Annotated in this window: 17 protein-coding genes; 9 read left to right on the plus strand and 8 right to left on the minus strand. The window is 40.0% G+C overall.

The genetic code is table 11. The features are described from left to right. The first annotated feature begins 141 nt into the window (after window positions 1–141). Window positions 142–669, plus strand: coding sequence for a Spy/CpxP family protein refolding chaperone (locus NO991_RS15155; protein ID WP_166340462.1), 528 nt, complete (start codon window positions 142–144; stop codon window positions 667–669). Between the two features lie 60 nt (window positions 670–729). Here NO991_RS15155 and yacG read toward each other — a convergent pair whose 3' ends face one another. The 8 genes from yacG to nadC all read right to left on the minus strand — a co-directional run bounded on the left by yacG (window position 730) and on the right by nadC (window position 8,963). Continuing rightward, window positions 730–963 (minus strand): DNA gyrase inhibitor YacG, encoded by a 234-nt coding sequence (yacG, locus tag NO991_RS15160; protein ID WP_054550981.1) that lies wholly within the window; start codon window positions 961–963, stop codon window positions 730–732. A gap of 73 nt (window positions 964–1,036) precedes the next feature. Continuing rightward, window positions 1,037–2,713 carry a type IV-A pilus assembly ATPase PilB gene (pilB, locus tag NO991_RS15165; protein WP_138619056.1) on the minus strand — a complete coding sequence of 559 codons (1,677 nt, stop codon included), beginning with the start codon at window positions 2,711–2,713 and terminating at the stop codon, window positions 1,037–1,039. A gap of 198 nt (window positions 2,714–2,911) precedes the next feature. Continuing rightward, window positions 2,912–3,508, minus strand: a complete 597-nt coding sequence (gene coaE / locus NO991_RS15170) for a dephospho-CoA kinase (RefSeq protein WP_300362480.1) — start codon at window positions 3,506–3,508, stop codon at window positions 2,912–2,914. A 2-nt stretch (window positions 3,509–3,510) separates the two neighbouring features. Then, window positions 3,511–4,407: an A24 family peptidase gene (locus NO991_RS15175; protein ID WP_300362483.1), complete on the minus strand. Its 897-nt coding sequence runs from the start codon at window positions 4,405–4,407 to the stop codon at window positions 3,511–3,513. 123 nt (window positions 4,408–4,530) lie between these two features. Next, a complete protein-coding gene (locus NO991_RS15180) occupies window positions 4,531–5,760 on the minus strand; it encodes a type II secretion system F family protein (protein WP_300419497.1) in 1,230 nt (409 codons plus the stop codon). Between the two features lie 63 nt (window positions 5,761–5,823). Further along, window positions 5,824–7,152 carry an O-antigen ligase gene (locus tag NO991_RS15185; RefSeq protein ID WP_300360991.1) on the minus strand — a complete coding sequence of 443 codons (1,329 nt, stop codon included), beginning with the start codon at window positions 7,150–7,152 and terminating at the stop codon, window positions 5,824–5,826. 48 nt (window positions 7,153–7,200) lie between these two features. Further along, entirely contained in the window at window positions 7,201–7,623 is a 423-nt protein-coding gene (locus NO991_RS15190) for a pilin (RefSeq protein ID WP_300360988.1), read from the minus strand. 491 nt (window positions 7,624–8,114) lie between these two features. Beyond that, window positions 8,115–8,963, minus strand: a complete 849-nt coding sequence (gene nadC, locus NO991_RS15195; RefSeq protein WP_187490272.1) for a carboxylating nicotinate-nucleotide diphosphorylase — start codon at window positions 8,961–8,963, stop codon at window positions 8,115–8,117. Between the two features lie 187 nt (window positions 8,964–9,150). Between nadC and ampD the strand changes: the two genes are divergently transcribed. The 8 genes from ampD (at window position 9,151) to NO991_RS15235 (ending at window position 20,936) form a co-directional block, all read left to right on the plus strand. Then, window positions 9,151–9,693, plus strand: coding sequence for a 1,6-anhydro-N-acetylmuramyl-L-alanine amidase AmpD (ampD, locus tag NO991_RS15200; protein WP_187490273.1), 543 nt, complete (start codon window positions 9,151–9,153; stop codon window positions 9,691–9,693). A gap of 21 nt (window positions 9,694–9,714) precedes the next feature. Further along, entirely contained in the window at window positions 9,715–10,566 is an 852-nt protein-coding gene (ampE, locus tag NO991_RS15205) for a beta-lactamase regulator AmpE (protein ID WP_166340475.1), read from the plus strand. Window positions 10,567–11,044: 478 nt separating this feature from the next. Further along, the gene (pdhR, locus tag NO991_RS15210; RefSeq protein WP_036965924.1) at window positions 11,045–11,794 is read left to right on the plus strand and encodes a pyruvate dehydrogenase complex transcriptional repressor PdhR; all 750 of its coding nucleotides are present in this window, start codon (window positions 11,045–11,047) and stop codon (window positions 11,792–11,794) included. An 85-nt stretch (window positions 11,795–11,879) separates the two neighbouring features. Beyond that, entirely contained in the window at window positions 11,880–14,546 is a 2,667-nt protein-coding gene (aceE, locus tag NO991_RS15215) for a pyruvate dehydrogenase (acetyl-transferring), homodimeric type (RefSeq protein WP_187490274.1), read from the plus strand. Between the two features lie 9 nt (window positions 14,547–14,555). Further along, on the plus strand, window positions 14,556–16,448 hold the full coding sequence (gene aceF / locus NO991_RS15220; RefSeq protein ID WP_187490275.1) for a pyruvate dehydrogenase complex dihydrolipoyllysine-residue acetyltransferase: 1,893 nt from the start codon (window positions 14,556–14,558) through the stop codon (window positions 16,446–16,448). A gap of 188 nt (window positions 16,449–16,636) precedes the next feature. Continuing rightward, the gene (gene lpdA / locus NO991_RS15225) at window positions 16,637–18,061 is read left to right on the plus strand and encodes a dihydrolipoyl dehydrogenase (protein WP_054550993.1); all 1,425 of its coding nucleotides are present in this window, start codon (window positions 16,637–16,639) and stop codon (window positions 18,059–18,061) included. Between the two features lie 435 nt (window positions 18,062–18,496). Continuing rightward, on the plus strand, window positions 18,497–19,141 hold the full coding sequence (locus NO991_RS15230; RefSeq protein ID WP_187490306.1) for a tRNA-uridine aminocarboxypropyltransferase: 645 nt from the start codon (window positions 18,497–18,499) through the stop codon (window positions 19,139–19,141). 790 nt (window positions 19,142–19,931) lie between these two features. Continuing rightward, a complete protein-coding gene (locus NO991_RS15235) occupies window positions 19,932–20,936 on the plus strand; it encodes a Fe(3+) ABC transporter substrate-binding protein (RefSeq protein ID WP_187490276.1) in 1,005 nt (334 codons plus the stop codon). Window positions 20,937–20,945: the final 9 nt, after the last annotated feature.

Below are 20,945 nucleotides of genomic sequence, written 5' to 3' on the forward strand. Positions count from 1 at the left end.
TTATTTTACTCAGTAAATTGTGTAAAAGTGAATCTTTACACAACCTTTACACTGGTTTGCGTTCCTTTGCATTGAATTAGTTATAGTTAACCCATCAGTCGGAAACGACAACAGAGCACAACCCAACAAAAGGTAATGATTATGACTATTTCAAATAAGCTTTCTAAATTCGTACTTGTTTGTGGTTTAGCAGCAGCGAGTGTCGGTGCTACTTCAGCAATGGCGAAAGGTGACTTTAACCGTGGGATGAATCCACAAGCACGTTTTTTACTTTCTGAGCGTGGTATTGATAAATTACAACTTACAGAAGATCAGCAAACGCAACTTAAAGCGATTTTTGCCGAGCAGAAAACACAATTTGCAGCACTGCGTGGTGATAAAGATGCAATGAAAGCCGCTCGTACTGCACACAAAGAGAAAATGGATGCATTATTAGCAGCTAAAACATTTGATGAAAATGCCGCATTAGAACTAATTAATGCGCGTCAAGAAAAAGGCCAGCAGTTTGCAATGCTAAAAATGAAATCTGATCATGCCATTTGGCAGGTTTTAAATGCAGAGCAGCGCGAAAGCTATCAAGAGATTAAAAAGCACCTGCGTAAAAAAGGTCACAAAAAGGGTCACCATGGTCCACGCGGAGAGCGCAAAGGTGAGCGTTCTGAAGGTTAATACCAAATTACTATTAATATAAAAAATGCGGCAAATGCCGCATTTTTTATATTTGACGCTTTATTCTTTAAAGAATGAATCATCGTTTTTAGCTAGCATCGCTTCGATATCTTCAATCATATCTTGGCTCAAATCATTAGCATTGCTAATTGGGCTAGAAATTTTATTGTTCTCAAACGACCACTCACCTAAATCTATTAGCTGGCAGCGTTTTGAACAAAATGGACGATGTGGGCTTTGTTCTGACCATTCTACTTTGGCTTTGCATGTTGGGCAGTCTACAACGGTTGGCATGATATCACTCTTAATTAAGCTCTTTCGTCAGATCTTACTGAACAGTTAGTTGAGAATCCAGTAACGAATTTGTTTAGAAACTCGTTACTCGGTTTATTTCAGCCAGAGAGGTAACACCATCGGCGGCTTTTTTTAGGCCTGATAAACGTAGATCATTAAAGCCTGAGCGAAGAGATACTTCAGCGATTTCGAGTGAGTTACCACCACGCATAATAATTTGCGCTATTTCAGGGGTAATTTGCATTACCTCGTAAATACCAACTCGACCTTTATACCCTTCAGTACAGCTGTCACAGCCTTTTGGTGCGAATAGCTGAACTTCATTGAGTTTGTCTTTATCAAAACCTTGGCGAATCAATTCTTCATCAGGGAGTGTTTCTGGTGTTTTACACTTAGGACAAAGTCGTCTTGCTAGACGCTGCGCAATAATAAGACTGATTGAACTTGCGACGTTATAAGCAGGGACACCCATATTTAAAAGACGAGTAAGGGTTTCTGGTGCTGAGTTTGTATGCAGAGTCGATAATACCAAGTGACCTGTTTGCGCCGCTTTTATTGCAATTTCAGCGGTTTCAAGGTCACGGATCTCACCAACCATGACGACATCGGGATCTTGTCGTAAGAAAGCTTTTAATGCATTGGCAAAGGTCATGTCTGCCTTTGGATTAATTTGTACTTGGTTAATCCCTTCAAGGTTGATCTCTACTGGATCCTCGGCAGTACTGATATTGCGCTCTGGCTGGTTAAGAATATTCAAACCAGTATAAAGTGATACGGTTTTACCCGAGCCCGTTGGACCAGTTACTAAGATCATGCCCTGGGGCTGTTCAAGTGCATCCATGTAGAGTTTTTTCTGCTCTGGTTCATAACCAAGTACATCGATACCTAGCATAGCGCTTGATGAGTCGAGAATACGCATTACTATTTTCTCGCCCCAAAGAGTTGGTAATGTACTTACACGGAAGTCGATACTTTTACGTTCAGTGATTTTAAGCTTAATACGACCATCTTGAGGTTTGCGCTTTTCTGCAATATCAAGTCGAGACATAACCTTAATACGCGCCGACAAACGGCTCGCTAAGCTATTGGGTGGACTTGCCATTTCATGCAAAATACCATCGATACGAAAACGTACACGGTAACGGTGTTCATAAGGTTCAAAGTGTAGATCCGATGCACCTTTTTTTATCGCATCCATCAAAATTTTATTGATGTAGACAATAATAGGCGCATCGTCTTTGTCTTCATCTTTGCTGGTTAAGTCTTTAGGAGCTTCGGTTTCAAGATCGCCAAGTTCTTTAAACTCATCTTCACTTAAGTGTAAACCGCCTGCAGCATCAAGTAATTGTTCTATTTTATTTTCGAGCTGAACGTAATCAACAACAACTACTTCACATGAAAGGCCAGTACTAAATTCAAAGTTTTCAAAGGCTCCGTAATCGGTTGGATCAGAGGCGGCAATGTAGAGTTTACGGCCTTTTTTTACTAAAGGCAGAATGTGGTGTTCACGAATGAGTTTGTCTTTAACAAGTTCTTCAGAAATGTGTGATACATCAAAATCTTTGATGTCAAAATAAGGGACTCTGAAAAGATCTGTGCATTGCTCTGCTAGCTCATGGCCAGCCATACCACATGTTTTAGAAATAAGCTCCGCAGTAGAGCTGTATTCGCGCTGCTTTGATTTTACGGTCTCTGCATCAATGCGACCTAGAGTGATAAATTTTCGAAGTAGCGGTGAGTTAATATTCATTGCGCACCTAGTTTGATCCTTTATTTGCCACAATCTAACAGAAAAAGTAAAACGGTTACATCAGTCTTGTCTGATTTTGGAAAAATTGCAAAATAAATTAACCATAAACTCAAATGTTTAGCTAGTTTATTGGTACTTTGGTATTGTTTTTCTGTTGCTGCTTTTTTACAAAAATAAGTACTTAAATCAATAATATCGTTAAATTAAAGTCAGGTATTTCTCATGCAACTTTTGTACATCAATTTTTACCTCAGAAAGAAGGCGGTTATTATCTAATGTATCTGTCGCTTTTTGTTGCTTATCTGCTCTGGGCATTTGTGAAGCGATGATTTGCTTAGTTAATTCAATAGAGATATTGTCTCGAGCTGTGGTTCTCGTTATTTGCACTTCAACAGGAACATCTATCAATAGAGTATGATCACAGAATTGATCTAGGCCATTTTCAAAAAGTAGAGGCGCAACTAATATTACATATTGGCTGGTGGCTTGCTGTAATTGAGCGAGCATTGACTCTCTAATAAGCGGATGCAATAAATTATTTAGCCATTGCTTTTGTGATTCATCAGCAAAGATAATTGCTCTTAGTTTTGCACGATCAAGGCTGCCATCAGTAGTGAGTATCTCCTCACCAAAGTGTTCAGTAATTTTTTCAAGTCCCGTTGAACCTGGCTCAACGACCTCTCTAGCCACGATATCAGCATCAACCACTTGAATGCCAAGCTCTTCAAACATGGCGCTTATTGCACTTTTGCCTGATCCGATACCACCCGTTAATCCTAAAATCCAGCTTGCCATAATCAGTAGCTCAAATAATTAAAGTAGTAAGCTTGAATTTGCTCACCCCAAAGCAAGGTTAGCCAACCGGCAATGGCAAGGTAGGGTCCAAATGGAATTGGCGTGGTTTTATCTTTACCTTGAATAATGATTTGCGCAATACCGATGATGGCACCAACGACACTTGATAACAGCACTATGGTTAAAATATCTTGCCAACCTAATAGCGCACCAAACACAGCTAATAGTTTAAAGTCGCCATATCCCATACCCTCTTTACCTGTGGCTAACTTGAATAGCCAGTAGACACTCCACAAGCTTAAATAGCCAATTGCTGCGCCAATAATAGCGTCGCTTGGAGCAATGGTAATATCCATAGTGGCTGCAATCAGTGCCAACCATACTAAAGGAAGGGTTAGTTGGTCGGGTAGTAACATGTGATCTATATCGATAAAGGTTAAAGCGACTAAAACCCAGGTAATAAATATATAAAGCAGAGCAAGCTTAGTTGGGCCAAAAATTACAGCGACAATTATGCTTAAAACTGCTGTGAGCATTTCCACAATAGGGTAGCGTACAGATATTGGTGATTGACAATTTGCGCAGCGACCTTTTAATAATAGCCAACTTAGCACAGGGATATTTTGCCAAGCTTTAATCGGAGCCTTGCACTTTGGACAGGTTGAATTAGGTTTTACTAGGTTAAAGGGGGCTTGTTCTGTTTGCTGTTTTGAATTTAGCTCATCGGCCAATACAATACGGCATTCAGTTTGCCATTCTTTTTTCATCATTAGTGGCAAACGATAAATCACCACATTTAAAAAGCTACCAATACATAGGCTTACTAATCCCACAGTTAAAAAATAAAACCACTGCTGACTTTGCATCGCAGTGGTTATATCAAGAAAAAAGTTTTCCATTAAAATACCTAACATCTGACCATTTAGAGGCCGAATTTATTTCGCTGTGTTGAACTGTTTTTATTATTTATTTTATGTAGCAAGTTATCAATTAGCGTTTTGAGTTTTGCTTACAGCCATGTGTTAAATCACCGACCCTAACTGGAATATAGGCAAGTACATAGCAACAATTAAACCACCAACCAGCACACCTAATACAGCCATAATGAGTGGCTCAAGTAAGCTTGATAAACCGTCAACGGCATCATCAACCTCTTGCTCATAAATAGTTGCGACTTTAGCAAGCATGCCATCAAGTGAGCCAGACTCTTCACCAATGGCTACCATTTGGATCACCATATCGGGGAATATTTTAGAGTTACGCATTGCCCAGTTCATTAAATTACCTGAGCTCACTTCTGCTTTAATTTCTAAAATTGCATAGCGATAAACCGCATTACCAGAAGCACCCGCAGCAGAGTCAAGTGCATCAACCAGAGGTACACCAGCAGCAAACGTAGTTGATAAAGTACGAGCGTAACGCGCAACCGCTGCTTTATTCAAAATCATACCAATAACGGGGAGTTTTAATATGGCTCTATCGTTAGCATCGCGGAATTTTTTACTTCTAAGTAAAGCTTCTTTGTATACGTAACCAAACGCGATTAGAGCGATTAGGATTATCCACCAGTATTCTTGTAGAAATTCGGAAATACCAATCACCATTAAAGTAAAACTCGGTAATTCAGCACCAAAACCACTAAAAATATCTTGGAATTGTGGTACAACAAAAATTAAAAGGATTGAAGTAACAATGACAGCTATGACAATTACTGAAATAGGGTAAAACATAGCTTTCTTTATTTTTGACTTCAATGCCTCGGCTTTTTCTTTGTATATAGCAACGCGGTCAAATATTTTATCAAGGGCACCAGATTGTTCACCAGAAGCAACTAGGTCGCAGTAAAGGTCATCAAAGTAACGAGGGTGCTTTCGAAGAGCTTGAGAAAGTGGTACACCGGCCTTAACTTCATCACCAACTTCGTCCATTAATTTCGCAACACTTTTGTTTTTTGCACCTGATGCTATAAGTTCTATTGATTGAATCAAAGGTACACCGGCCATGAGCATAGTTGCGATTTGACGAGTAATTAATGCAATATCTTTAGGGGTTATTTTTTGTACGCTTTTAATACCAAAAAGTGGTTTTGGTTTACGCTTTACTTTTGATGGAGTAATACCTTGTTTACGCAACTGAGCTTTAATTAGAGCAATACTACTCCCTGTTAGCTCTCCTTCAAGCTTTTTTCCCCTAGCATTAACACCTACCCATTGGAATGTATCTAGGTCTTTATCTTCCTGTTTTTTAGCCATGGATAAAACCCATCTTCTTGTAATGTTTTAAAATATTATTCTGAAATTTTAGATTGTTATAATTCATAATCTATGAGCAATAGACCAAAACCTTGGCCCAAATATATAACCAGTATCAGGATTCATTTTTTGGTAGGTTTCTAAAGCCACCCATCCATAAAAATACCACACTGCGGCTATTATGATAGCAAAAACAACTAATTTCCATCTTTTAAACTTAATGAATGGTAAAGCTTTATTTGAAGTTCGAGACAATAGTAGACCCCATACAATAAATAGTAATGTCTGTGAAACCGGCATTACATGTACACCTGATAACATAGAATATATGAGGCCAGAGATAAAAGAGTAAAGTAGTGCTTTTGACGAACTGTCTTCATTATTTACTACAAGATAAGTGACAGCATTTTTAATTGTTAAATAAATAGCTAAAGACAAAAAAATAAATGCTAAAAAGCCCCACTCGTTAATAACCTCTATCACTGAGGAGTGAGGGTGGCTCATAGGGGCTCGACCTTCTAATGAGGTTTGAAATACTCCAGGCCCATTGCCTATAAAAAGTTGTTGCCAGGTGAACTCAGAAATAGTTTGTTGCCACATGAAGAATCTGCCTGAAGAGCTTGTATTTAATGAAACTTCACTAGAACTAAAAAGTACATTACAGGCGGAATAAGTTAACAAACCGATTAAAAGGCAAACTAATGCAATTTGATACTCTTTTCTTTGATGTTTATCAAAAAGTTGAGATAGCATTAAAATCATACTAAAAGTTAATAAAGCGCCTCTTGCATGCCCTATAAACATTAAAAGAAAGTTTAAAGCAAGAAAAAAACATACTACGCGTTTAACATCCTTATATTTTAATAAGAATATTAGTAAAGGTACTATGAAAACTTGAACTTGATTAAAAAATCGAATGTTAATGAAGTTTTGATAGATTACAAATGGGTTAAGCTTTACCTGGTCAGCAATGGAGAAAATAACATTCAAAAAGCAAACTAATATAAGGATGCTATGCAAGAGCACAATAGAGGTTATAAAATAGAGGGTTCTCTTTTCACTTTCTTCATTAAATACTGCTAGAGAAAGTATAAATAGAAAAGAAAAATGAATTGTATAAAACAAACTGAAATTTAGTTCTTCTGAAAAAATAGATGAAATAATCCCCATTACGATAAATAGGTATATTAGTTTGCTTATTATGGGTGTTGAAAGTCGTTTTTTGCTTACGCTGAATTTTATAAAAAATATTATGGAAATTAAAGACAGTAAAATAACTTGTAGTATTCTTTGATGGTTATGATAATCAAAAGAAACTACAGGAATAAATGGTAGAAGCGTTGAAAGGAAATAAAGTACACAAAGAAGTGTTACAAAAGGAAATGTTTTCATCTTGAAAAGTTAAAGCGCCTCTGAGAGGCACTTTAACAAAATTAAATATTAAGACTGTGGGCAGCTTTTTGGAGCTAAATCTTTGTTATCTGCAGATAAGCCTGTTGTAGCACAAGTCCAAGCTCCTGTTGAGTTATCTCTAGTCCAAGTTACAACTGCGCTAGCTAGTTGTGATGGCGCATTTACAATAGTACAAACAATTGTTGAGTCAGATGCTGTAATTGTACAATTTTTCGTTGAGGTGTTTTTGATACTTTTAAGATCAGAAACACCAGAAATTGTTTCACCGTTGTTTTTCTTGATTTCAAACTCGGTCTTCGCACCAGTAATTTCAGCTAAACCAGCTGTTAATTTTGATGATGCTTGGTAGTCAGAGTATGCAGGAAGTGCTACTGCAGCCAAAATACCGATGATTGCAACTACAATCATTAATTCAATTAGGGTGAAACCCTGTTGGTTTTGTTTTGTCATTTGTTCCTCTCCTAAAGGATATGATGATTTTGTAAGTTTAGCTGTAACTTCAGCGTTGTAAACCAAGGCTCAATTTACAGGATAAATCTTACAGTTTTAATTAAAACTTCTTTAAATAAAGCTTGATCGATAACATAAAACTCTTAGAACTTCCCATGTTCTGAAAACATTAATTAACTTTAGCATTATTCAATGATTTTGAAAGCTATTTTCCTGTTAGCTAGAGGTTTTTTCAGAACTTTCCTACTTTAGTTTGAGACAGGTCAAGCTAATTCAATTATTGCACTGTTTGATATGGCATCCTTGCTAATACTTTGAAGAGTGAAACTAAAATGTGTGTAATAGCCTAGGGTGCAGACATACTAAAGAGTGATATTTTGCCGTATAAATGTTTGTTTTTTGTTACTATTACAAGCTTTATACGTATTTAATGCTTTTTTTATTTCGTTGTCAACGGATTAGGTAAGCATTAAATACGTGGCTAGCTATTTTTAAGCACTAAAACGCATTGAAAGGTCGATTGATTGTAAATTTTTTGTAAGTGCGCCACTTGAAATAAAGTCAACGCCAGCCTGCGAATAGGTTTTTAAGGTTTCGAGTGTCATGTTGCCAGATACTTCGAGCTTTGCTCGCTTGTCTGTCAGCACGACTGCTTGTTGAATTTGTTCGACTGTAAAGTTATCAAGCATGATGATATCAGCACCTGCTGTGATTGCTTGCTCAAGCTCATCAAGTGACTCCACCTCAACCTCAACTGGTTTTGTAGGGTGATTGATTTTTGCTTGAGCTACTGCTTTATCAATACCGCCACAGGCAGCGATGTGGTTTTCTTTAATTAAAAACGCATCAAACAAACCGATACGATGATTCGCGCCGCCGCCACATTTTACAGCGTATTTTTGTAGCGCACGTAAACCTGGAATTGTTTTACGTGTGTCGAGTAACTGCGTAGTCGTGCCCTCAAGCTCTTTTACGTAATGAGCAGTTGTTGTTGCTGTACCTGAGAGTGTTTGTACAAAGTTAAGGGCTGTGCGCTCTGCAGTTAAAATTGCGCGAGCTGAGCCTGATGCTGTAAAAAGTGTGCTATTTGCAGCTACTTTGTCGCCGTCATTTACAAGTACTTCAACGTTTACTGTAGGATCGACTTGGTTAAAAACTTCTAAAATAATGTCTTTACCACAAAATACGCAGTCTTCACGGGTAATTACCTTGGCATTGGCTAGCTCGTTTTCTGGAATTAGTTGCGCGGTAATATCACCGTCATTTGCGCTTTGGTAATTTAAATCTTCATCAAGGGCAAGTTTTACCAGTTGGCTAATTAATGTGTGTGGGACTGACATGTCGAAAGCTCATTGTTTATTAATAAATTGGCGAAATTTTACTATGTTTAACCCCTCAATAGAAGACAAAGATTGGCTACAGTAAAGTATCCCCACTGTTACTTTAAGTGATTGAATCAAAGCAACTAGACCCTGAGATTTTAACCCTTTACACTATTTAACTTTATTGTCATCGTTAGTTTTTAATATGCATATAAATGAATTGGGTCAATTAAACAATGTGTTACAAAGGCCCTGTACACATTACGATGAACGCCCAGAAGGCGAGGTGTCATTGCTTGTTATTCATAATATCTCATTGCCAGCAGGGCAGTTCGCAACGCCTTATGTTGATGATTTATTTATGGGAACAATTGATTGTACGGCGCATGAAAGCTTTGCTGATTTAAAAGGCTTAAGAGTGTCAGCACATTGCTTTATTCGTCGTACCGGTGAAGTTATTCAGTACGTGCCTTTTGAGAAACGAGCTTGGCACGCCGGTATCTCAACGTTTGAAGGTAGAGAGCGCTGTAATGATTTTAGCGTGGGTATTGAGCTTGAAGGTGCAGACACCAAAGCGTATACCCAAGCCCAATATAATGCATTACACTTAGTGACTAAGGCGTTGATGGCAAAGTACCCTGAGATAAACCGTTCGCGCATTGTTGGCCATTGTGATATTGCGCCGGGCAGAAAAACTGACCCAGGTGCGAGTTTTGATTGGCAATACTATTTTGATTTAGTGTTTTAGTTAAAGGATATAGGTAAAGGCATGATCTTAATTTCAATAATTATTGCTTTGGTGATTGAGCGTTTAGGAGCTCGAGCAGATTATTGGCAAATCGGTTTTTATGCCAATAGATATCTTAAACACTCGCAAAAACAACTCTCAGAAAAAGGTTTATTTAATTCGCCAATTGGCTTTTTGATTTGGTTAATGTTGCCTGTCGTTGCCGCAGGTTTAGTCTATCAACTCTCTGATTTTATTATTTGGCAGCTGGCAGTGAATGTTGCTGTGCTGCTGGTTTGTTTTGGCTGTGCTAAACAACGTGCTTTATATAAGTCTTACTTAAATGCGTTAACCCGCAACGACCAAGAAGCGGCTACCTTATATGCATTACAAATGGGTCAAAAGAAAACAGAAGATGATCCTCAAGGTGAGACTTTTGGCCAAACTCTAGCTTGGCTAAATTTTCGCTTTTACTGTGCAGTTATTTTTTGGTTTGTGGTTTTAGGTGTGCCTGGCGCAGTTCTTTATGCGCTAGTTCGAACTTTTGCTGATAAAGTCAGAGACGACCATAAAGTGGCGTACGCTAAGCGTTTTAAACTGATCCATAGCTTATTGTTCTGGCTTGATTGGTTACCTGCACGAGTTGCAAGCTTTGGTTATTTAGTGATTGGTAACTTTAATAAAGGTACCAGTTGTTGGCTCAAATATGTGCTCGACTTTTCAGTGAGTAACCGCAAAGTTGTTACGCAAACCGCACTTGCCGCTGAGCAAATAGAGCAACAACATTTTGGTTGTACTTATGAAGCTACTTGCATGATGAAGCTTGTAAAACGAAATGTATTGTTCTTTTTAGTGATCATCGCAGCACTTACTTTATTTGGTGGTTTGGCGTAGTGTGTAAAGTTAGCGAGTTGAAAGAGTAAAGCTTGTTGTATAACTTTATTCATTAATTGCTCTACTAATGCACTTCGATTAAGTTCTGATTTTTTCAGCACTGAAGTGCATCCTACTTCGAATATTTTTCAGTACTCAATTCAACGACGCGGGGTAACCCCGTTGTTACAAAGCTACTCAATTCAACTAACATCTAAAACCTGACCTCTAAAAGCTTTTGTCGCTCAATCTGGTCTGACCATTTATTTTTTATTGTTTTTTCCTTCAGAAAAAGCCACTTTAATCCATACTGTTTAATCTTTAGACGAATTACGTTAGGGTGTAACTAGGCGCTGAACGTAGTGAAATTGACAGAAATACGGGTTTTTGATAACGTATGCGACAAATTTGGTATGACCAATTTACCTTTTTGGTCAAAGCACAAGGCTAAATACCCGATATTTATGGGGTTAGCGCATAACAATGCGGACGTTAATAAATGTCTTTAAAGATTAAAGCAGCAAAATTATCTGATGTAATTTTACAACAACTTGAGAATATGATTCTTGAGGGGTCGTTGGCGCCAGGCGAAAAGCTGCCTCCTGAACGTGAATTAGCGAAACAATTTGAAGTATCGCGACCTTCACTGCGTGAGGCGATTCAAAAGCTAGAAGCCAAGGGGTTAGTAACGCGTCGCCAAGGTGGTGGAACGTTCGTAAAAAATCAGCTTGAAGAGGGGCTCACTGATCCGCTTTTTGATTTGATTAGTAAGCATCCAGAGTCACAATTTGATTTACTCGAATTTCGTCATGCCCTTGAAGGAATCGCAGCATATTATGCAGCTATGCGTGGCACAACGAATGACTTCAAAAAAGTAAAACAAAGCTTTGACAACATTGCGCTCGTTAATGACGACATTGTGCAAAAAGCAAAAGCAATTAATGCATTCCATTTTAGTGTGGCAGAAGCGTCTCATAACGTGGTACTGCTACATTTAGTACGTGGTATGCAGGCCTTGCTAGAGCAAAATGTATTACAGAATTTAACTGTACTGTTAAAAAAACCACAGATCAGCCAGCAGCTCGCAGAACATAGACGACTGTTGATGGATGCGGTTATTGAAGGAAACCCAGAGCAAGCACGTCTTGCTAGTAATGCTCACTTAGCCTTTATCGAAGAAGCCTTACTTGAGGCTGGCAAAGAGCATTCGCGGATTGAACGTAGTTTAAGACGCACCAAACAACATTAAGCAAGTGATTAGCTAAGTTTAGTTAACTACTTAATTTTAAGATTTATTAAAATAATTAGTATTTTAAACATAAGGAAACCTCCATATGTCTGAAGTCAATAAAATTGACGTAGACGCGCTAGAAACACAAGAGTGGTTACAAGCCCTTGAGTCTGTTGTGCGTGAAGAAGGTGTTGAACGTGCTCAATTCTTACTTGAGCAAGTGTTAGAGCAAGCCCGTTTAGACGGTGTTGATATGCCTACTGGCACAACCACTAACTACGTTAATACCATTCCGGTAGATCAAGAACCTGCTTACCCAGGTGACGTAAACATTGAACGTCGTATTCGTTCAATCATTCGTTGGAATGCGATCATGATCGTATTACGCGCGTCGAAAAAAGATCTAGACTTAGGCGGCCATATGGCGTCTTACCAGTCTTCAGCTGCATTCTATGAAGTATGTTTTAACCACTTCTTCAAAGCACCAAACGATGTTGATGGCGGTGATTTAGTTTATTACCAAGGTCACATTTCTCCAGGTATCTATGCACGTGCATTTGTTGAAGGTCGTTTAACTGCTGAGCAGCTTGATAACTTCCGTCAAGAAGTTGATGGTAAAGGTCTTCCTTCATACCCACACCCTAAGTTAATGCCTGAATTCTGGCAGTTCCCTACGGTATCTATGGGTCTTGGTCCAATTGCTTCAATCTACCAAGCTCGTTTCTTAAAATACCTAGACGGTCGTGGCTTAAAAGATACTAAAAACCAACGTGTATACGCTTTCTTAGGCGACGGTGAGATGGATGAGCCAGAATCACGTGGTGCAATCTCATTCGCTGCGCGTGAGAAGCTAGATAACCTATGTTATCTAATCAACTGTAACCTACAGCGTTTAGATGGCCCAGTAATGGGTAACGGTAAGATCATTCAAGAGCTTGAAGGCCTATTCAAAGGTGCAGGCTGGAACGTGATTAAAGTTGTATGGGGTAGTGGTTGGGATATCCTACTTGCTAAAGATACATCAGGTAAATTACTGCAGTTAATGAACGAAACGATTGACGGTGATTACCAAACATATAAAGCAAAAGACGGTGCATATGTTCGTGAGCACTTCTTCGGTCGTTATCCAGAAACAGCAGCACTTGTTGCTGATATGACTGATGAAGAGATCTTCGCACTTAAGCGTGGTGGTCATGAGCCTTCTAAACTTTACGCTGCATTCAAAAAAGCGGAAGAAACTAAAGACCGTCCAACTGTAATCCTTGCTAAAACTGTAAAAGGTTACGGCATGGGTGAAGCGGCTGAAGGTAAAAACATCGCGCACCAAGTTAAGAAAATGGACATGACCCACGTTGAGCACCTACGTTCACGTTTAGGTCTACAAGACTTAGTTTCTGATGAAGAAATTAAAGACTTACCATACCTTACTCTTGAAGAGGGTTCTGAAGAGTACAAGTATCTTCACGCTCGCCGTGAAGCGCTTCAAGGTTACACACCTAAGCGTATTCCTAAGTTTACTGAAAGCTTAACATTGCCAGAAGTTGACGCGTTCAAGCCACTACTTGAAGAGCAAAAACGTGACATCTCTACAACAATGGGCTTTGTACGTGCACTTAACGTGTTACTAAAAGACAAAGGCATTGGTAAAAACATCGTTCCTATCATCGCTGATGAAGCGCGTACATTTGGTATGGAAGGTTTATTCCGTCAAATCGGTATTTACAACCCGCATGGCCAAAACTACACACCACAAGACCGTGACATTGTTTCTTACTATAAAGAAGCAACATCAGGTCAGGTACTACAAGAAGGTATCAACGAGTTAGGTGCAATGTCATCATGGGTTGCTGCTGCAACATCATACAGCACTAACGATTTACCAATGATCCCATTCTACATCTACTACTCAATGTTTGGTTTCCAACGTGTAGGTGATATGGCGTGGATGGCCGGTGACCAACAAGCACGTGGTTTCTTACTAGGTGCTACGGCAGGTCGTACTACACTAAACGGTGAAGGTTTACAGCATGAAGATGGTCACAGCCACATTCTTGCTAACACGGTTCCTAACTGTATTTCTTATGATCCGACATTCGCATACGAAGTAGCGGTAATCATGCAAGACGGTATCCGTCGCATGTACGGCGAAGAACAAGAAAACGTGTTCTATTACCTAACGCTAATGAACGAAAACTACCATCAACCAGCAATGCCAGAAGGCGCTGAAGAAGGTATTCGTAAAGGTATCTACAAGCTTGAAACTGTGGCTGGCGATAAAGCGAAAGTACAGTTACTAGGTTCAGGTACTATCATGATTGAAGTGCGTAAAGCGGCACAAATCCTGAGCGAAGAGTATGGTATTGGTTCAGATGTATTCTCTGTAACGTCATTTAATGAGTTAACGCGTGACGGTCAAGACGCTGAGCGTTTCAACATGCTTAACCCTGAAGCAGAACAAAAGACTGCTTACATCACGAACGCATTAACTGATGCCGTGACTGTTGCTGCAACAGACTACATGAAGAACTACGCAGAACAAGTTCGTTCATTCGTACCAAGTAGCAACTACAAAGTGTTGGGTACTGATGGTTACGGTCGTTCTGATAGCCGTGAAAACTTACGTCGTCACTTCGAAGTGAATGCTGGTTATGTTGTGGTTGCAACACTATCTGAGCTTGCTAAACGTGGTGAAGTTGAGAAGTCAGTGGTTGTTGAAGCAATCAAGAAATTCGACATCGACACAAACAAAGTTAACCCGCTATACGCATAAGAGGTTCCAATGAGTATTGAAATTAATGTACCAGATATCGGTGGCGATGAAGTTGAAGTAACCGAAATCCTTGTTAGCGTTGGTGATAAGGTTGAGGTTGACCAATCGTTATTAACGGTTGAAGGCGACAAAGCATCAATGGAAGTACCTGCTGCACAAGCAGGTACGGTTAAAGAAATTAAAGTAGCTGAAGGTGATACGGTAACTACTGGTTCACTTATCATGATCTTCGAAGGTGAAGAACAAGCTGCGGCTCCTGCAGAGGCTAAAGAAGAAGCGCCAGCTCCAGCAGCTGCGCCTGCAGCTTCTGCTACACAGGAAGTAACTGTGCCAGATATCGGCGATGATGAAGTTGAAGTAACTGAAATCATGGTTGCGGTAGGTGACACGGTTGAAGAAGAGCAATCTTTATTAAGCGTTGAAGGCGATAAAGCATCAATGGAAGTACCTGCTCCAATTGCGGGTACGGTTAAAGAGATCAAAATCGCGACTGGCGATAAAGTGAAAACGGGCTCTCTAATCTTCGTTTTTGAAACAGCTTCAAGCGGTTCAGAAGCGCCTGCTGCAGAATCAGCACCAGCTGAAGCAGCGCCGGCAGCAGCGGCATCAAGCACTAAAGAAGTTAACGTGCCTGATATCGGTGGTGACGAGGTTGAAGTAACCGAAGTGATGGTTGCTGTAGGCGACAAGGTTGAAGAAGATCAGTCAATCTTAAACGTTGAAGGCGATAAAGCATCAATGGAAGTACCCGCACCATTTGCCGGTACTGTTAAAGAAATCAAAGTAGCAGCAGGGGATAAAGTATCAACTGGCTCACTTATCTTTGTATTTGAAGTAGCGGGTAGTGCACCAGCTGCAGCGGCACCTGCTCCTGCAAAAGCTGAAGCAGCGCCTGCAGCAAAAGCGCCTGCGGCTGAAAAGCCTGCATCAGCACCTGCAAGCAACGAAGGCTTTGCAGATAACAAAGCGTATGCACATGCATCGCCTGTGGTACGTCGTTTAGCACGTGAGTTTGGTATTAACCTAGCGAACGTAAAAGGCACGGGTCGTAAGAATCGTGTTGTGAAAGAAGACGTACAAAACTACGTGAAAGACCTTGTGAAGAAAGTTGAGTCAGGTCAGCTATCTGCAGGTAAAGGTAATGCCGGTGGCGGCGAGCTAGGTCTTATCCCTTGGCCTAAGGTTGATTTTGCTAAGTTTGGTGAAATCGAAGAGAAAAAACTTTCTCGTATCCAGAAGCTATCAGGTGCTAACTTACATCGTAACTGGGTGCAAATCCCGCATGTTACACAGTTTGACGAAGCTGATATCACCAGCCTTGAAGCATTCCGTAAAGAGCAAAATGCGCTTGCAGAGAAGAAAAAGCTGGGTGTTAAAATCACACCACTTGTATTTGTGATGAAAGCAGCGGCGAAAGCATTGGCTGAATTCCCAACGTTTAACTCTTCACTGTCTGAAGACGGCGAAAGCTTAATCTTGAAGAAGTACATCAATATCGGTGTTGCTGTTGATACGCCAAACGGTTTGGTTGTTCCAGTATTCAAAGATGTTGATAAGAAAGGCATCATTGAGCTTTCTCGTGAGTTAATGGATATTTCTAAGAAAGCACGTGACGGCAAGCTAACGTCATCTGATATGCAAGGCGGTTGTTTCACAATCTCAAGCCTTGGTGGTATTGGTGGTACAGCGTTCACACCAATTGTAAATGCGCCAGAAGTTGCTATCTTGGGTGTATCTAAGTCAGAAATGAAACCTAAGTGGAATGGCAAAGAGTTTGAACCTAAATTAATGGTTCCATTATCAATGTCATACGACCATAGGGTTATTGACGGTGCACTAGCAGCACGCTTTACTGTGACGCTAGCAAGCTACATGAGCGATATTCGTCAACTAGTGATGTAATCTCCTCATTAATTATAAGAATCAAATCCCAGCAAGTTGTTTTTTGCTGGGATTTTTACCATTGGCAATGATACAATCTTTGCTATAGAACAATCTTGGTATAGATATCTGCTCTCCCTTTCTGCCTTGCAGAAACATGGCAGTTAAACATAGGGGCAGTGTCCCGTTCAAACATTTAAGGTAATAGCATGAGCAACGAATTAAAAACTCAAGTTGTTGTACTAGGCGGTGGTCCTGGTGGTTATTCTGCGGCTTTCCGTGCTGCTGACTTGGGCTTAGAAGTAACATTGGTAGAATCTCGCAACACATTAGGCGGTGTATGTCTAAATGTGGGTTGTATTCCTTCAAAAGCACTTTTACACGTAGCTAAAGTGATCGATGACGCTGCAGAAATGTCATCTCACGGCGTTACTTTTGGCAAGCCTGAAATCGACCTAGACAAAATCCGTTCTTGGAAAGAGTCTGTAATCGGTCAATTAACTGGCGGCCTAGACGGCATGGCTAAAATGCGTAAAGTGAAAGTGGTTAACGGTTACGGTAAATTCACTGGCAGCAACACCATTGCTGTTGAAGGTACTGACGGTACAACAACAATCACGTTTGACAATGCTATTATTGCAGCAGGTTCTCAACCAGTTAACTTACCTTTCATCCCTGAAGATGACCGCGTAATTGACTCAACAGGTGCGCTAGAGCTTAAAGACGTTCCTGAGAAACTACTTGTTTTAGGTGGTGGTATCATCGGTCTTGAGATGGGTACTGTATACCGTGCACTAGGTTCTGAAATCGACGTTGTTGAGTTTGCTGATCAATTAGTACCAGCAGCAGATAAAGACGTTATCAAGATCTACCAAAAATACGTTAAGAACAAGTTCAATGTAATGCTTTCTACTAAAGTTGTTGGTGTTGAAGCGAAAGAAGACGGTCTATACGTTTCATTCGAAGGTAAAAATGCACCAGCTGACGCAGTACGTTACGACAAAGTACTTGTTGCAGTAGGGCGTACACCTAACGGTAAGCTTGTTGATGCTGATAAAGCAGGTGTTAATGTTGATGAGCGTGGTTTCATCAATGTTGATAAACAGCTTAAAACAAACGTTGGTCACATCTTCGCTATCGGTGATATTGTTGGTCAACCAATGCTTGCACACAAAGCGGTACACGAAGGTCATGTTGCTGCAGAAGTTATCTCTGGTCAGAAACACTTCTTCGATCCTAAGTGCATCCCTTCAATCGCATACACAGATCCAGAAATCGCATGGGTTGGTGTAACTGAGAAAGAAGCAAAAGAGCAAGGCTTAAGCATCGAAACTGCTGTATTCCCTTGGGCTGCTTCTGGTCGTGCAATCGCTTCAGCACGTACTGAAGGTCAAACTAAGCTAATCTTCGATAAAGACTCAGGTCGTGTTATCGGTGGTGCTATGGTTGGTATCAACGCAGGTGAAATGCTAGGTGAAATCGGCTTAGCAGTTGAAATGGGCGCAGACGGTGAAGACCTAGCGTTAACTATTCACGCTCACCCAACGTTAAACGAATCAATCGGTCTAGCTGCTGAAATCTTCGAAGGTTCAATCACTGACCTTCCAAACAAAAAAGCAGTTAAAAAGAAGTAAGTTCTTTTGACTAATCGTTTTAAAAACCCAGCTCCGGCTGGGTTTTTTGTTTTCTTAGAGGTTAGATATCAGATGTCAGTCGTTAGTTGATCGAGAGAGTTGTTTTATTTTTTGTAGTTGAACAAAAGCTTGTTATACATGAAATGAATTATACTTGTTTAACCACTAACCACTAACCACTAACCACTAACCACTAACCACTAACCACTAACCACTAACCACTAACCACTAACCACTAACCACTAACCACTAACCACTAACCACTAACCACTAACCACTAACCACTAACCACTAACCACTAACCACTAACCACTAACCACTTAGATCAATATCTATTCCCCTTATTTTTAGCTACAATACGCGCCGTTTAATTATCTGGTAAATACAGTGGCTACTATCTCAAATAATTCCGTGTTAAAGCTTCGTGCTCAGCAAATGACTGAGTCTCGTCGTGAATTTAAAGCGCGAGGAGCAAAGTTAACGCGTTGTGAGCGATGTTTATTAGCCGAACACTATTGTATTTGTGATGGTGTTGAACAGGCAAAGTGTGATGCCGCGGTTTGTTTACTTATGTACCATAATGAGAGTTTTAAGCCGTCAAATACTGGCCGTTTAATTGCTGAAATCGTGCCAGATAACCATGCCTTTAAATGGGATAGAACAAATCCAGATGAAGCCTTATTAAGCTTATTGGCAGATCCCCAGTATCAGCCAATGGTTATTTTTCCTGCTAGCGATGTAGACGACGAAGAGCGGGTGATCACCGAAGTAACCCCTGTTGAAGGTAAGCGTCCATTGTTTATCTTTTTAGATGGTACTTGGCGCGAAGCAAAGAAAATGATCCGTAAAAGCCCTTATCTAGATAATTTTCCTGTGCTTTCAATTACACCTGAAAAGCTTTCGGATTATCGATTGCGTGTTGCCCCGCATGAGCATCAACTAGGTACTGCTGAGGTGGCTATTATGGTTCTTGCTCTTGCTGGTGAAGAAGATGCAACTCAAAAGCTTGAGCAACATTTTATTAAGTTTAGAGATGCTTACCTGCTTGGTAAGCGAAATAAGGGACGCCCAGAGCAATAACTTTTTACTAAATTGTAGGCAAAAGAAAAGCGCGTACTATCTCTAGTCGCGCTTGCGGAATCTTCTTAATTTTTTGCATCCTGCAATTGAATCTAATCAACTCCCTAAACTTTGCCAATCCATGCGATTACACTTTACTTGTTGGTTCTGTGTAATATAAGGCAATCCCGCCTTGTTTCCTTGTTAGTCCTTTACATCCTTGCTGGTAATCACTTTACCATTCCCTTACGTGCCATCCCGACACTATCCCTTTATTTGCAAATCCGTTGCGATGCCCTAACGGCCTGTCCTTTATTCCACTTTTTGAACTTCCTGTATAACAACATCCTGTTGTTATGCCATTCCACATCATCCTGATGCTGTCCGTAGGTTGTCACTCCATTGCGTTACTCTTCCTGAGCCTGTCCTTGATTCCTTATTCTCCTAATGAACCTTATTCCGCGGTATTATGAGTAATGCTTCCTTATCCATCTACTCATTAAGCTTCTTGCTTAGTTGATGTAAGTAATTATAGAGAAATAGGCAAAGCTGAGTAGGTCAAAATCTTATTTAATCTGTTGGTTATTTTATTGTCATTTAATATATTTCATTAAATTTCAGTTGGTTAAGTGTTTTTATGCAGTGTTTGCTGGTGCTTTTTACTCAATAACTGCCATGTGGGTGAGATATGTCTTACATGCAAATTCCTAAATGGCAGCTATGTTGATTGAAATATAAGTTTAAACGGGTGCACTTTGCCCTAACTCTAGGTAAAATATTTTGATAATTGTTATTATTTAGGTGCTATAAAATGAAAAAAACAGCCTTAGTATTACTTAGCGCATTATTAAGCGCGCCTACATTTGCTGCAGATGTAGTAAATATTTACTCGTTTCGTCAACCATTCTTAATTCAGCCTATTTTGGATGATTTCACTAAGCAAACAGGTATTAAAACCAATGTGGTTTTTGCCAAAAAAGGGCTGATTGAACGTGTAAAGCGTGAAGGTAAGCACAGCAAGGCTGATTTAGTATTAACCTCAAATTTTAGTGCGCTGATTCAATTAGAAGATTTAGGCTTAACGCAATCAATTAATAGTGATGTAGTTAATGCGAATGTGCCAAGTACTTTTCGCGATTCCGACGGTCAATGGATAGCACTTACCAAGCGTGTACGTAATGTTTACTCCGCAAAAGAGCGCGTTGGTGCGCTTGGTGAGTTAACATACGAAGATTTAGCAGACCCAAAATACAAAGGTAAAATCTGTACTCGCTCTGGTAAACATCCTTACAATTTAGGTTTAGTTGCTTCTATGGTTGCTCACCATGGCGAAGCAAAAACTAAGCAATGGCTTGAGGGCGTAAAAGCCAATTTAGCACGTAAACCGCAAGGTAATGACAGAGCTCAAGTCAAAGCCGTAAAAGAAGGTTTATGCGATCTGGCGTTAGGCAACAGCTATTATTTTGGCAAAATGATGCAAGATGAGCAGCAAAAATCATGGGCAGAAGCGGTATATATTAACTTCCCTAACCAAACGAACCGTGGCTCTCATATCAATGTATCGGGCGTTGTTATGACCCGTTATGCTAAAAACCCTGAAAATGCCTTGAAACTGGTTGAGTATATGACCGACAATAAGGCGCAAAATATGTATGCTTCCGTTAATATGGAATACCCTGTAAAGCAAGGGGTTGCATTATCTGAGATGGTTGCATCATGGGGTGAGTTTAAAGAAGATAGCCTTCCTCTTGATGAGATCAGCAAATATCGCCCTGTGGCACTGAAGCTGATTGATGAAGTAAAGTTTGATTTATAACGAGGATAT

Origin of the sequence: Pseudoalteromonas sp. DY56-GL22 (assembly GCF_041414715.1) — a bacterium.
Classification (GTDB): Bacteria; Pseudomonadota; Gammaproteobacteria; order Enterobacterales; family Alteromonadaceae; genus Pseudoalteromonas; species Pseudoalteromonas simplex.